Annotated in this window: 14 protein-coding genes; 8 read left to right on the top strand and 6 right to left on the bottom strand. The window is 73.0% G+C overall.

Features of this window, described 5'->3' with window-relative positions:
* The first annotated feature begins 128 nt into the window (after positions 1 to 128).
* Both M8H82_RS31460 and M8H82_RS31455 read left to right on the top strand, forming a co-directional pair.
* Positions 129 to 1,343, top strand: coding sequence for a saccharopine dehydrogenase family protein (locus tag M8H82_RS31460; protein WP_250078496.1), 1,215 nt, complete (start codon positions 129 to 131; stop codon positions 1,341 to 1,343).
* Positions 1,344 to 1,452: 109 nt separating this feature from the next.
* Entirely contained in the window at positions 1,453 to 1,707 is a 255-nt protein-coding gene (locus M8H82_RS31455; protein ID WP_250078495.1) for a WhiB family transcriptional regulator, read from the top strand.
* 7 nt (positions 1,708 to 1,714) lie between these two features.
* Here the strand turns inward: M8H82_RS31455 and M8H82_RS31450 are convergent, their stop codons facing one another.
* From M8H82_RS31450 to M8H82_RS31440, 3 genes are read right to left on the bottom strand one after another with little or no spacing between them, the layout of a single operon-like run.
* A complete protein-coding gene (locus M8H82_RS31450) occupies positions 1,715 to 3,541 on the bottom strand; it encodes a cell wall metabolism sensor histidine kinase WalK (protein ID WP_250078494.1) in 1,827 nt (608 codons plus the stop codon).
* Positions 3,538 to 4,242, bottom strand: coding sequence for a response regulator transcription factor (locus tag M8H82_RS31445; RefSeq protein WP_250078493.1), 705 nt, complete (start codon positions 4,240 to 4,242; stop codon positions 3,538 to 3,540). Before M8H82_RS31445 ends, M8H82_RS31450 begins: the two co-directional genes overlap by 4 nt.
* Before the next feature lie 18 nt (positions 4,243 to 4,260).
* Positions 4,261 to 4,992: a L,D-transpeptidase family protein gene (locus M8H82_RS31440; RefSeq protein WP_250078492.1), complete on the bottom strand. Its 732-nt coding sequence runs from the start codon at positions 4,990 to 4,992 to the stop codon at positions 4,261 to 4,263.
* 60 nt (positions 4,993 to 5,052) lie between these two features.
* Here M8H82_RS31440 and M8H82_RS31435 point away from each other — a divergent pair, with 60 nt between their 5' ends.
* Positions 5,053 to 5,400, top strand: coding sequence for a DUF488 domain-containing protein (locus tag M8H82_RS31435; protein WP_250078491.1), 348 nt, complete (start codon positions 5,053 to 5,055; stop codon positions 5,398 to 5,400).
* Positions 5,401 to 5,403: 3 nt separating this feature from the next.
* Here the strand turns inward: M8H82_RS31435 and M8H82_RS31430 are convergent, their stop codons facing one another.
* Both M8H82_RS31430 and M8H82_RS31425 read right to left on the bottom strand, forming a co-directional pair.
* The gene (locus M8H82_RS31430; protein ID WP_250078490.1) at positions 5,404 to 7,077 is read right to left on the bottom strand and encodes an FAD-binding dehydrogenase; all 1,674 of its coding nucleotides are present in this window, start codon (positions 7,075 to 7,077) and stop codon (positions 5,404 to 5,406) included.
* 16 nt (positions 7,078 to 7,093) lie between these two features.
* Positions 7,094 to 7,720: a TetR/AcrR family transcriptional regulator gene (locus M8H82_RS31425; protein ID WP_250078489.1), complete on the bottom strand. Its 627-nt coding sequence runs from the start codon at positions 7,718 to 7,720 to the stop codon at positions 7,094 to 7,096.
* A gap of 127 nt (positions 7,721 to 7,847) precedes the next feature.
* On the opposite strand from M8H82_RS31425, the gene M8H82_RS31420 reads away from it, so the two are divergent.
* The 3 genes from M8H82_RS31420 (at position 7,848) to M8H82_RS31410 (ending at position 10,577) form a co-directional block, all read left to right on the top strand.
* Entirely contained in the window at positions 7,848 to 8,474 is a 627-nt protein-coding gene (locus tag M8H82_RS31420; protein ID WP_250078488.1) for an alpha-ketoglutarate-dependent dioxygenase AlkB, read from the top strand.
* Between the two features lie 73 nt (positions 8,475 to 8,547).
* Positions 8,548 to 9,294 (top strand): MBL fold metallo-hydrolase, encoded by a 747-nt coding sequence (locus tag M8H82_RS31415; protein WP_250078487.1) that lies wholly within the window; start codon positions 8,548 to 8,550, stop codon positions 9,292 to 9,294.
* Positions 9,295 to 9,335: 41 nt separating this feature from the next.
* On the top strand, positions 9,336 to 10,577 hold the full coding sequence (locus M8H82_RS31410) for a DUF4032 domain-containing protein (protein WP_250078486.1): 1,242 nt from the start codon (positions 9,336 to 9,338) through the stop codon (positions 10,575 to 10,577).
* Position 10,578: 1 nt separating this feature from the next.
* On the opposite strand, the gene M8H82_RS31405 is transcribed toward M8H82_RS31410, so the two are convergent.
* The gene (locus tag M8H82_RS31405) at positions 10,579 to 11,454 is read right to left on the bottom strand and encodes a universal stress protein (protein WP_250078485.1); all 876 of its coding nucleotides are present in this window, start codon (positions 11,452 to 11,454) and stop codon (positions 10,579 to 10,581) included.
* A gap of 61 nt (positions 11,455 to 11,515) precedes the next feature.
* Between M8H82_RS31405 and M8H82_RS31400 the strand changes: the two genes are divergently transcribed.
* Together M8H82_RS31400 and M8H82_RS31395 are read left to right on the top strand one after the other, a co-directional pair.
* Complete coding sequence (locus M8H82_RS31400) at positions 11,516 to 11,869, top strand: VOC family protein (RefSeq protein WP_250078484.1); 354 nt, start codon at positions 11,516 to 11,518, stop codon at positions 11,867 to 11,869.
* A 27-nt stretch (positions 11,870 to 11,896) separates the two neighbouring features.
* Positions 11,897 to 12,529 (top strand): dihydrofolate reductase family protein, encoded by a 633-nt coding sequence (locus M8H82_RS31395; protein ID WP_250078483.1) that lies wholly within the window; start codon positions 11,897 to 11,899, stop codon positions 12,527 to 12,529.
* Positions 12,530 to 12,563 lie beyond the last annotated feature (34 nt).

Here is a 12,563-nt window from a genome sequence, read left to right as displayed (position 1 = left end):
CTTACGTGGAGTGCGGGCGTTGTATCTGCGCCGGGGCCCCCGCGTTCTTTCCCCTCTCCCCCCTCTCCGCTCCTCTCCCCTCCTCTCCTCTCCCCTCCCCTCCTCTCCTCCGACAGGGAGTTCTCGTCATGCGTGTACTGCTCGTGGGCGCCGGCGGTGTCGGCACCGCCGTCACCCGGATCGCCGCCCGGCGTCCGTTCTTCGAGGCGATGGTGGTCGCCGACTTCGACCCGGCGCGTGCCGAGGCGGCCGTCGCCCACCTCGACGACCCCCGGTTCCTGGCCGAGCGGGTCGACGCCGGCGACGAGGCCGCGGTGGCCGCGCTGCTGCGCCGCCACTCCTGCGACGTCCTGCTCAACGCCACCGACCCGCGCTTCGTGATGCCGCTGTTCCGGGCGGCGCGCGCAGCCGGTACCACCTATGTCGACATGGCGATGTCCCTGTCGCGGCCGCACCCCGAGGAGCCGTACCGGGCGTGCGGGGTCAAGCTCGGCGACGAGCAGTTCGCCGAGGCCGAGGCGTGGGCGAAGGACGGCGCGCTGGCCCTGGTCGGCATGGGCGTGGAGCCGGGCCTGTCCGATGTCTTCGCCCGCTACGCGGCCGATGAACTCTTCGACGAGATCGAGGAGATCGGCGTGCGGGACGGCGCGAACCTCACCGTCGACGGTTACGACTTCGCCCCCTCCTTCAGCATCTGGACCACGATCGAGGAGTGCCTGAACCCACCGGTCGTCTACGAGGCCGACCGGGGCTGGTTCACCACCGAACCCTTCAGCGAGCCCGAGGTGTTCGACTTCCCCGAGGGCATCGGGCCGGTGGAGTGCGTGAACGTGGAGCACGAGGAGGTGCTGCTGGTCCCGCGCTGGGTCGACGCCCGCCGCGTCACCTTCAAGTACGGGCTCGGCGAGGAGTTCATCAGCACCCTCAAGACGCTGCACCTGCTGGGCCTGGACCGCACCGACCCGGTGACCGTGCCGGGCCCCGACGGGCCGGTGCGGGTCTCGCCCCGGGACGTGGTCGCCGCATGTCTGCCCGACCCGGCGACCCTCGGCGGGCGGATGCGCGGCAAGACCTGCGCGGGCACCTGGGTGCGGGGCGTGAAGGACGGAGCGCCGCGCGAGGTGTACCTGTACCACGTCGTCGACAACGCGTGGTCGATGGCCGAGTACGGCAGCCAGGCCGTGGTGTGGCAGACGGCCGTCAATCCGGTCGTCGCGCTCGAACTCCTCGCGAGCGGCGCATGGTCGGGCGCCGGCGTGCTCGGCCCGGAGGCGTTCCCCGCCCGCCCGTTCCTGGATCTGCTGACCGCCTACGGCTCCCCGTGGGGCCTGCGCGAGCAGTGATCGTGCCCCGGCTCAGAAATCCATGGTTTCACTCCCGTGTCGACAGGTGACCCGAAAGCGACTGACCGCATTCGAAAGGCACGTACGACATAGGGCACAGGTGACTTCGATGGACGACTGGCGCGGCCGGGCCGCATGCCGTCAAGAGGACCCCGACCTCTTCTTCCCGATCGGTACCTCGGGGCCGGCACTGATGCAGACGGAACAGGCGAAGGCGGTGTGCCGGCGTTGTCCGGTGCAGGAGCAGTGCCTGAGCTGGGCGTTGGACACCCGCCAGACGGTCGGTGTCTGGGGCGCGACGACCGAGACGGAACGCGTGGCGCTGCTGCGGCGGCGGGCCTCCGCGCGCCGCCGCAGCGGGTAACAGCCCGTCAGGTGTCCGCCGGCGGTCCGCACGCGGGCAGCCGGAGCATGAACACCGAGCCGGTGCCGGGCTCGCTCGCCGCCGCGGCCGTACCGCCGTGTGCGGCCAGCAGGTGGCGGACGATGGGCAGACCGAGTCCGCTGCCACCGGTGCGGCGGCTGCGGGACTTCTCCGCCCGCCAGAACCGGTCGAAGACGTGCGGCAGGTCCTCGGGCGCGATCCCGCTTCCGGTGTCGGCGACCTCCAGGACCACCGCGTCGCCGTCGTGGCGCGCGGACAGTGTCACGGCACCACCCGTGGGGGTGTGCCGCAGCGCGTTGGAGACGAGGTTGCCGAGCGCCTGCCGCATCCGTACCGGGTCGGCTTCCATCCAGGGGTCACCCTGCGCCGCAGTGCGCAGGGTGACCCCTGCCGCGTCGGCGGCGACGCGGTGGGCGGCGGCGACCTGGTCGAGGAGTTCACCGGCGCGCACCGGTTCGCGGTGCAGCCGCAGGGTGCCGGCGTCGGCGTCGGCGAGGTCCTGGAGATCGTCGATGACGCGCTGCAGGACGAGCGCCTCCTCGTGCAGGGAGCCCAGCAGCGCCGGGTCGGGTTCGACGAGACCGTCCCGGGTGACCTCGAGCCAGCCGCGGATGTTGGTGAGCGGGCTGCGCAGTTCATGGGCGATGTCGCTGACCATCGCCTTCCGCTGGGCCTCCAACCGGGCGCGGCGCTCGGTGAGTTCGTTGAACGCGGCCGCGAGGATCCCGGTCTCGTCCCGGGTGGTGACGGGCACCCGCACATGCCGCTCGGGTGATTGCTGGGCGGCCGCGGTCAGTGCCCGCAGCGGCCTGACCAGCCGGGTGGCGACGGCGGCGGTCACGGCCACGGTGACGGCGAGCACCAGGCCCGCGGCGCCCACCACCTTGGTCCAGTTGGCCGGGGACAGGTCGAAGCGGACGGCGGGCCGGTCCCCGACGCCGAGGAACAGGTGGGCGGGCGGGGCGACATAGGGGTCGAGCTGGGCCCGGCGGGCCTGCTCGACGCAGTCCTGCGCCTGCCGCTGGGCGTTCGCCTGCGGCTGCGCCAGCAGCTTGCCCATGAGGTACCGGGTGGTCATCCTGCGCTCGGTGACGTCCACGGCGACGAACAGCGGCTCATGGAAGTCCACGCCCCGCGCATCCAAGCAGGCGCGGGCGCGTGCGGTCAGCTCGCTCAGCGCCTTGTCCTCGGTGGCGGTGGGCGTGTTGAGCCGTCCGTCGGCGCACTCGAAGGGCACGTAGTCGAGGGCGCTGCCGTCGTCGTCGGTGAGAATCGGGCGACCGCTCGCGGTGCGCTCCACGGTCGCCTCGATCCCGTTGCGGGCGAAACACGCGCGCCGCTGTCCGGCCAGCCGGTCCAGCCGGGCGCGTTCGGCGGCGGGCAGCCGGTAGGGGCCGACCACCCGGGGGTCGGTGCCGGCGCGCTGGGCGCCGCGGTCGGTGCGGGTGTCGACGGTCAGCGGGTCGACGGTGGCGGCGGCCCGCGGGGGCAGCGGGGTCCCCGGCGCCGCGGAGTCGGCGATCACCGTGCGGTCGCCGTCGGTCAGGGCGATGCGCCGGCCGATCCGCTGGGACAGCTCGCGCAGGGTGCCCTGTACGCCCTTCCAGTCGGCGTGGGTGGCCGCGTACCCGCTGAGCCGGTCGAGGACGTCCATGTCGTCGGCGAGGACCTGGCCCTGCTCCTCGCGCAGGGCGCGGGTGGTGGTCTCCACCGCCAGCCAGGCCGTCGCCGCCACCGAGCACACGGCGATCAGCACCGAGGCGATCAGCAGCCGGACCAGGAGCCGCTTGCGCAGGGGTATGCCGGAGCTCATCCGCGGCCGCCGCTCAGCTTGTAGCCCACTCCGAACACCGTCAGCAGCCGGACCGGCCGCCGCGGATCGGCCTCGATCTTGCGGCGCAGGTTCATGATGTGGACGTCCACGGCCCGTTCGGTGGAGGCCCGGTCGGTGCCCCGGGTGCACTCCAGCAACTGCCGCCGGGAGAAGACCCGCTCGGGCTCGGCGGTCATGGCGAGCAGGATCTGGAACTCGGCCGGGGTGCACTCCACCGGTTCCCCGTCGCAGCGCACCTCGTGCCGTACCGGATCGACGGCGAGGCCCGCGGCCCGTACGACGGGGTCCTCCTTGCGGTCCGCGGCCCGTCCGCTGCGCCGCAGCACGGTGCGGATACGGGCCATCAGCTCGCGCGGGCTGTACGGCTTGGTCATGTAGTCGTCGGCGCCCAGTTCGAGCCCGAGCAGGACGTCGTCCTCGGCGGAGCGCGCCGTGAGCATCAGCACCGGGATGTCCGGGTTCCCGGGGTTCCGGCGCAACACCCGGCACACCCCGAAGCCGTCGATCACCGGGAGCATCAGGTCCAGCACGACGAGGTCGGGGCGCAGCCGCCGGGCCGCGTCCAGGGCGGCGGGGCCGTCGTGGACCACGGTGGCGGTGTGACCCTCCGCCAGCAGGGAGCGCCGGATCAGTTCGGCCTGCATCTCGTCGTCCTCGGCGACCAGCACATGTGCGCACACCCGGCGGATCCTAGGCGGTCAGCGGGCGAGGGAGTTCGCGTCGCCCATGACGACGACGGGCTCTTTGGCGGGGTCGAGGGCCAGCAGCAGCCTTCTCATATGGGCCTTCGCGAGGCTCACACAGCCCTGGGTGGGTCCGTCGTGGTCGACGTGGAGCCATATGCCGCCGCCGCGGCCGTCGCCCAGCGGGCGGGTCCAGTCGAGCGGTGAGGTCCCCGGCTTGCGGTTGTAGTCGATGGCGATGACGTAGTCGAAGGAGCCCGCCAGGGGCTCGCCCTCGAAGCCGGTACCGGTCGCCGTGAAGCCGGGGCCGTGGTCGTACGGCAGCCGGGTCCCCGGGTCGCGCAGCCGTCCGCCGGCGTCGGTGAGGGTGAAGACACCGATCGGCGAGCGCAGATCACCGACCCGGTGGTGGTCGGTCCAGCCTTTCAGCGCGTTGTGCGCGGGCAGGCTCTCGCCCGCCTCCCAGCTGGCGTCGGTGCGCTCGTACAGGACGGCCGTGGAACGGGGCGAGTTCTTGCCGCGGCCGGTCACCACGAGGGCCTGGCGGGTGCCGGAGGGCACCTTGGCCCAGGTCCGGGCACCGAGGCCGGGGATCTGCTGGGGGGCCAGGTCGAGCGAGATCTCCGGCTGGGGCGCGGGGGTCGTGGGGGCCGCGGCGGTCGGGGTGGTCGCCGCGGCACCGGTGCCGCATCCGGTGAGCAGGAGGCAGACGGCCAGCAGAGCGGCCCGCGGGTTCGGCGTGATCATGCCTCGACCTTGGCGGACACTTGTGAGGAACCCGTCAGCCCCGCGTGGAGAGGCCCGACCGTGAGCATCCGCATCCGCCGCGTCTACGACCCGCCCGAGCCGGGCAACGGCGTCCGCGTCCTGGTCGACCGGCTGTGGCCGCGCGGGGTGTCGAAGGACGCGGCCGGGGTGGACGAGTGGCCCAAGGCGCTGACCCCGTCGACCGAGCTGCGCCGCTGGTACCACGCGGGCGGGAGGTCCTACGAGGAGTTCGCCCGCCGGTACGAGGCCGAGCTGGAGGCCCCCGAGGCGGCTGAACTGCTCACGCGTTTCAGGGAGTTGGCGGAGAAGGGGGCCGTGACGCTGCTGACGGCCGCGAAGACTCCCGAGGAGAGTCACGCGGCCGTCCTGGCCCGGCTGCTGGGCTGATGCTCAGCGGGTCTGCTGTGCGGCGGCCCGTCCCGCCGCCCGCCCGGAGAACAGGCAGCCGCCGAGGAAGGTGCCCTCCAGCGCGTTGTAGCCGTGCACCCCGCCGCCGCCGAAGCCGGCCACCTCGCCGGCCGCGTACAGCCCGTCCACCGGCTGCCCGTCGGCGCCCAGCGCGCGGGAGTCGAGGTCGGTCTGGATGCCGCCCAGGGTCTTGCGGGTGAGGATGTGCAGCTTGACGCCGATCAGCGGGCCCGCCGCGGGGTCGAGGATGCGGTGCGGGGTGGCGACCCGGCCGAGCCGGTCGCCGATGTAGCGGCGGGCGTTGCGGATGCCCTGCACCTGGGCGTCCTTGCTGTAGGAGTTGGCCAGTTGCAGGTCCCGGGCCTCGATCTGGCGCCGGAGGACGGCCGCGTCGAGCAGCGCCTTGCCGGTGAGGCCGTTCATCTTCTCGACGAGCTGCTCCAGGTTGGGGGCGGTCACGAAGTCGGCGCCCTTGCGCAGGAACGCGTCGACCGGTCCGGGCGCGCCCTTGCCGAGCACCCGTTCCTTGAGGAAGCCCGCGCGGTCCTTGGCGGTGATGTCGGGGTTCTGTTCGGAGCCGGAGAGCGCGAACTCCTTCTCGATGATCTTCTGGGTGAGGACGAACCAGGAGTGGTCGTAGCCGGCGATGTCCTCGGTGGTGCGCAGGTACTTGAGGGTGCCGAGGGTGTCGTAGCCGGGCAGGCAGGGGTCGGGCAGCCGGCGGCCCAGCGCGTCGAACCACATCGAGGACGGTCCGGGCAGGATGCGGATGCCGTGTCCGGGCCAGATCGGGTCCCAGTTCTGCAGGCCTTCGGTGTAGTGCCACATGCGGTCGCGGTTGACCAGCCGTACGCCCGCCCGTGCGCTGATGTCGAGCATCCGGCCGTCCACGTATGCGGGGACTCCGGTGACCATCTCGGCGGGCGGGGTGCCGAGGCGCTCGGGCCAGTAGCGGCGCACGATGTCGTGGTCGGCGCCGATGCCGCCGGTGGTCACGACGACGGCCTGGGCGGTGAGTTCGAAGTCGCCGACGCGGTCGCGGTTGGACCGCACGCCCCGGGCCGAGGTGTCCTCGGCGAGGAGGGTGCCGCGCACGCCGCGTGCCTGGCCGTCCTCGATGACGAGTTCGTCGACCCGGTGGCGGTGGTGGAAGGTCAGCAGCCCGTCGCGCGCGGCCTGCCGGGCGTAGCCGACGAACGGCTCGACCACGCCGGTGCCGGTGCCCCAGGCGATGTGGAAGCGGGGCACGGAGTTGCCGTGGCCGTGCGCCCTGAGGTCGCCGCGCTCGGCCCAGCCGACGGTGGGCAGGAACGTGATGCCGTGCCCCGCCAGCCAGGACCGCTTCTCCCCCGCCGCGAACTCGACGTAGGCCCGTGCCCAGCGCACCGCCCAGGAGTCCTCGTCGTCGAGGCGGTCGAAGCCGGCGCTGCCCTGCCAGTCGTTCCAGGCCAGCTCGAAGGAGTCCTTGATCTTCAGGCGCCGCTGCTCCGGGGTGTCGACGAGGAACAGCCCGCCGAACGACCAGAAGGCCTGTCCGCCCAGGTTGCTCGCGTTCTCCTGGTCCACCAGGGCGACCCGGCGGCCCCGGCTGGTGAGTTCGTGTGCGGCGACCAGGCCCGCGAGGCCCGCTCCGACGACGATGACGTCGGCATCCATGCGACCGTTCCCTTCCTCATTGGGGGGTGCCGCTGCCGTCGGTCAGCAGGGCGGTGAGCAGTTGCTTGAGCCAGGCGCGGGCGCTGTCGACGTCCTTGTCCAGCAGCAGTTGGGTGGTGACCCCGTCGTAGGCGGCGACGACCGCGCGCGCGGCGCCGTCGATGCCGCCGAACACGGCGGGCAACCGGGTGTGCCCGGTGGCCCGGCCAAGCCGGTCGGCGATGGCCGCGCGCAGCCGCTCGCGGTGCTCCAGCAGGCTCTGCGCGACGGCCGGGTCCCGGGCCGCGTGCACCAGGAAGTCCGTCTTCACCAGCAGCCACTCCACATCGAGCAGCAGGACCTCGGTGACCCGGTCCACGGACTCCGGTACGTCGAGCGCGGGCCCGTCCAGCGCCAGCGCGTCGGCGACCTGCTCGGCGATCAGGTCGGCGCGCTGCCGGTAGAGGGCGAAGAAGAGTTCGTCGAGGCTGTCGAAGTTGGAGTAGAAGGCGCCGCGGCTGTAGCCGGCGGCGTCGCAGACCTCCTCGATCGACACCCGGCCGAACCCCTTGGCGGCGAAGACGGCGAAGGCGGCATCCAGCAGGTTGGCCCGGGTGCGCACGCGACGCCTGGTCACGCGCCGCGCCGTCTGCTCCGCCACCATGGCCGTCCTCCCGGTCGGTCCCCACGTTCGGTGCGCGAATGTATCCGATACATCAGTGCATCGAAAGGGCCTTGTCGGACCCGATTCCCGATAGGAACAAGTTTTCGATAAGGAGTACGCTGGATCCATGACCACGCACCTCCAGGGATCCCTCTTCGACCAGACGGACCAGCTGCGGCTCGGGTCCCTCGACGGGATCCGCCGCACCGCCCTCGGCCGGGGCGCCTGGATCGACGTGCTGCCCGGCTGGCTCAGCGGCTCGGACACGCTGTTCGAACACCTCGCCGCCGAGGTCCCCTGGCGCGCCGAACGCCGGAAGATGTACGACCACGTCGTCGACGTGCCCCGGCTGCTCGCCTTCTACGGGGCCGATGACGCGCTGCCGCATCCGGTGCTGGACGAGGCGCGGGCCGCGCTGAGCGCACGCTACGCCGAGGAGCTGGGCGAGCCCTTCACCACGGCGGGGCTCTGCTTCTACCGCGACGGCCGGGACAGCGTCGCCTGGCACGGCGACCGGATCGGCCGGGGCGCCCGCGAGGACACCATGGTCGCGATCGTCTCGGTGGGCGCGCCGCGGGACCTGCTGCTGCGCCCGATGGGCGGGGGCGAGACCGTCCGCCGCCCGCTGGGCCACGGCGACCTGATCGTGATGGGCGGTTCCTGCCAGCGAACATGGGAACACGCCATCCCGAAGAGCTCGCGCGCCACGGGACCGCGCATCAGCATCCAGTTCCGGCCGCACGGGGTGCACTGACCCCCGTCCCGCGCCCGCCCGGTGATCTGCTTTGCTGGTCCCGTCGAGCGGCAACCCGGGACGGGGGACGGTTATGCGGGCGCGCGTGCGGCACGTGGCCGACGGGATCTATCTGGTGCACGGCAGCAACACCAACTGGGTCGTCCTCACCGAGGGTGACGCGGCCACGCTGATCGACACCGGCTACCCCGGAGACCGGGACCAACTGCTCGCCTCCCTCGCCGAGGCGGGGACTTCACCCGAGGCCGTGGCCGCCGTACTGATCACGCACGCCCACAACGACCACGTGGGCTCGGCCGAGTTCCTGCGCACCACCTACGGCACGCCCGTCCTGCTGCACGAGGCCGAAGTGCCGCACGCCCGGCGCGAGTTCCTCCACCAGGTGTCGGTGGGACAGGTCCTGCGCAACGGGTGGCGGCCGGGCGTCGTGCCGTGGGCGCTGCACGCGCTCCGCTCCGGCGGCACGGCGCACGTCCCCGTCACCGCGCCGGAGGCCTTCACGCCCGGCGCCCCGCTCGACCTGCCGGGACACCCGGTACCGGTGCACACCCCGGGCCACACCGACGGCCACTGCGCCTTCCACCTGCCGGACAGCGGCGTCCTGATCGCCGGGGACGCCCTGGTGAGCGGCCACCCGACGTCCCGCCTCCAGGGCCCGCAGCTGCTGCTCGGCATGTTCCACCACGAGCGCGCCCGCGCCCTGGCCTCCCTGGACCTGCTCGGCACCCTGGAGGCCGACCTGCTCCTGCCCGGCCACGGCCCCGCCCACCGCGGTCCGGTCCGTGAAGCGGCACTTCAGGCCGGGGAGCGCGCCGTCTAGGGTGAGGTGACGATCACCGGCGAGACGAGGACACCCCGCCCATGGCCCTTCAGATCAGCGCGACCAACCCGGAGCACCCCGCGCTCCTGCTGGAGCTGCCCTGGCACCTGCCCCTGGAGGAGTGGCCCGAGGAATACCTCGTGCCGCTGCCCCGCGGCATCTCCCGGCACGTCGTCCGGTACGCCCGCGCCGGGGAGGAGGTCATCGCGGTCAAGGAACTCGCCGAACGGCCCGCCCTGCGCGAGTACGAGCTGCTGCGCGACCTGGACCGGATCGGCATCCCGGCGGTGGACCCCCTGGCCGTCGTCACCGGACGCGCCGACGCCGAGGGCGCGCCCCTGGAGCCGGTGCTGGTCACCCGCCACCTCGGCGGTTCCATGCCGTACCGCTCGATGTTCGAGACGACGATGCGCCCGGCGACCATGCACCGGCTGATGGACGCCCTGGCCGTGCTCCTGGTGCGGCTCCACCTGGCCGGGTTCGCCTGGGGCGACTGCTCCCTGTCCAACACCCTCTTCCGGCGCGACGCGGGCGCCTACGCCGCCTACCTGGTCGACGCCGAGACCGGCGACCTGCACCCCCAGCTCAGCACCGGCCAGCGGGACTACGACCTCGACCTCGCCCGCGTCAACATCAGCGGCGAACTGCTGGACCTGGAGGCGTCCGGGGCGCTGCACCCCTCGGTGGACCCGATCGAGTTCGGCACCGAGATCTGCGCCCGCTACCAGGGCCTGTGGCAGGAGCTGACCCGCACCTCGGTGTACCCGGCGGGCAAGTACCACTACATAGAACGCCGGATACGCCGCCTCAACGACCTCGGCTTCGACGTCGCGGAGATGCAGATCGAGCACTCCTCCAACGGCGACACCGTCACCTTCGTCCCCAAGGTCGTCGACGCCGGTCACCACCAGCGCCAACTCCTGCGCCTGACGGGCCTGGACACCGAGGAGAACCAGGCCCGGCGGCTGCTGAACGACCTGGAGAGCTGGATGGCCACCCAGGACGACTACGCCCCGGGCGACCCCCTCGCCGCCCGCCCCGAGGTCCTCGCCCACCGCTGGGTACGCGACGTGTTCCGCCCCACGGTACGAGCGGTCCCGCTCGAGCTGCGCGGCTCGATGGACGCCGCGGAGATCTACCACGAACTCCTCGAACACCGCTGGTACCTGTCGGAGCGCGCGCAGCACGACATAGGGCTGGACACGGCCGTTGCGGACTACATCAACAACGTCCTCCCCACGGCCCGCGAGACGCTCCAGCCCACCTCGGGCGAGACGGGCTGACTCAGGACGCGGGCGGCACCACGGCCACCGGGCAGCCGGCGTGGTGCAGCACGCCGTGCGCGACCGAGCCGATCCGCGCGCCGACCGCCGTACGGTGGACGCGGCGCCCCACCACCATCAGCTGCGCCCGCCCGGCCACCGACAACAGCACCTGCCCGGCGCTGCCCATCTCCACATGCTCCACGACATGGACGTCCGGGAACCGGTCCCGCCACGGCTGCAGGGCCGCCGCCAGCGCCTTCTGCTCGAACGGCTCGAGCCCGCCCGCGTCGTCGAGCAGCTTCAGCGAGCCGGGGCTGTACGCGAACAGCGGCGGCAGCGTCCAGGCCCGCACGGCCCGCACCGTGGCCCCACGCGCCGCGGCCGTCTCGAACGCGAACCGCAGCGCCGCCGCGCTGTCCTCCGGATCGCCCTGCTGACCGACGACGATCTCGTGCCCGGCGACCTCGGCGGCTGGCTTGTCGCCGGCCCGCACCAGCACGACGGGCCGCTCGGCCTCCACGATCACCTGCTGCCCGACGGAACCGAGCAGGAACCCGACGACCGCGCCGTGCCCCCGCGATCCCAGGACGAGCATCTCGGCGTCCGCGGCGGCGGTGACGAGCGCGTCGACGGGCCCGCCCTCCAGCGCGTCGGTCGTCACCTCAAGACCGGGATGCCGCTCCCCTATGTCCCGGGCGGCCCCCGCCACCGCCTCCCGCGCCCACTGGGCCTGGGTGCCGGGATCGGCCTCCTCGACCGCCTCCAGCGCCTGGAACCGCCAGGCGTGCACCACCCGCAGCGCGAGCCCTCGCCGGACCGCCTCCCGAGCCGCCCACCCCAGTGCGGCGAGGCTTTCCTCGGTTCCGTCGAATCCTGCCGTGATCGGGCGCGTCATTGCGGTTTTCCTCCTGTGTCGCGGTCACGTCGGTGCCCACAGTCTTCACTACCCTGCACGCATGGCATTGGAGTGGGAGCAGGTAGTGGTGGACTCGGCGGATCCGGCGGCCCTGGGCGCCTGGTGGGCGGAGGCCCTCGGCTGGACGGTCCTCGACGACTCCCCCGACGAGTACGAGATCCGCCCGGAGCCGGACCGCCTCCCGGGCCTGATCTTCGTCCCGGTCCCGGAGGCGAAGAGCGGCAAGAACCGGCTGCACCTCGACTTCCGCCCGGACGACCAGCAGGCCGAGGTCTCCCGGCTCCTCGGCCTGGGCGCCCGCCCCGCCGACGTCGGCCAGGGCGAGCAGCCGTGGGTGACGCTGGCCGACCCCGAGGGCAACGAGTTCTGCGTGCTGGCGGCACGCCGCCACTGACCGCACGACGCGACGGAGGACAGCGCGATGAGCGACCGCACGGGCAAGGTGGTCTGCGACCTCACGGTCTCGGCCGACGGCTACGGGGCCGGGCTGCACCAGAGCGAGGAACGCCCCTTCGGCGACGACGGCGGGGACGGTTCGGGCGCCGGGCTGCACGCCTGGATGTTCGACACCCCCGACGAGAACCGGGCGGAGATCGACCTGCTGGCGGGCGCCGGGGCCTTCATCATGGGCCGCAACATGTTCGGCCCCGTGCGCGGGGCGTGGGACCGGCCCTGGAACGGCTGGTGGGGCGAGAACCCGCCGTTCCACGCGCCGGTGTTCGTGCTCACGCATCACGCGCGCGAGCCGCAGCCGATGGCCGGCGGCACCACGTTCCACTTCGTCACCGACGGCATCGAGTCGGCCCTGGCGCAGGCACGCGCGGCGGCGGGCGCCGGCGAAGTACTGGTCCACGGCGGCGCCACCACCATCAACCAGTACCTCGCCGCCGGCCTCGCCGACGAACTGCGGCTGCACATCGCGCCCCTCACCATCGGCGCCGGCACCCGCCTGTTCGAGGGCGTCCCGCCGCTGCGGCTGGAGCAGGCGACGTCCCGCGCGGCGAGCCTGGTCACGCATGTGACCTACCGCGTGCTCGGCGAGGCGACCGGCTGAGCGGAGCGGAGCGGGTGTCCGAGCGGGGCGGACG

The sequence above is a fragment of the Streptomyces sp. YS415 genome (assembly GCF_023544665.1).
Lineage (GTDB): Bacteria > Actinomycetota > Actinomycetes > Streptomycetales > Streptomycetaceae > Streptomyces.
Note: the sequence above shows the minus strand (reverse complement) of the source record. Positions and strands in the feature narration are given on the sequence as shown.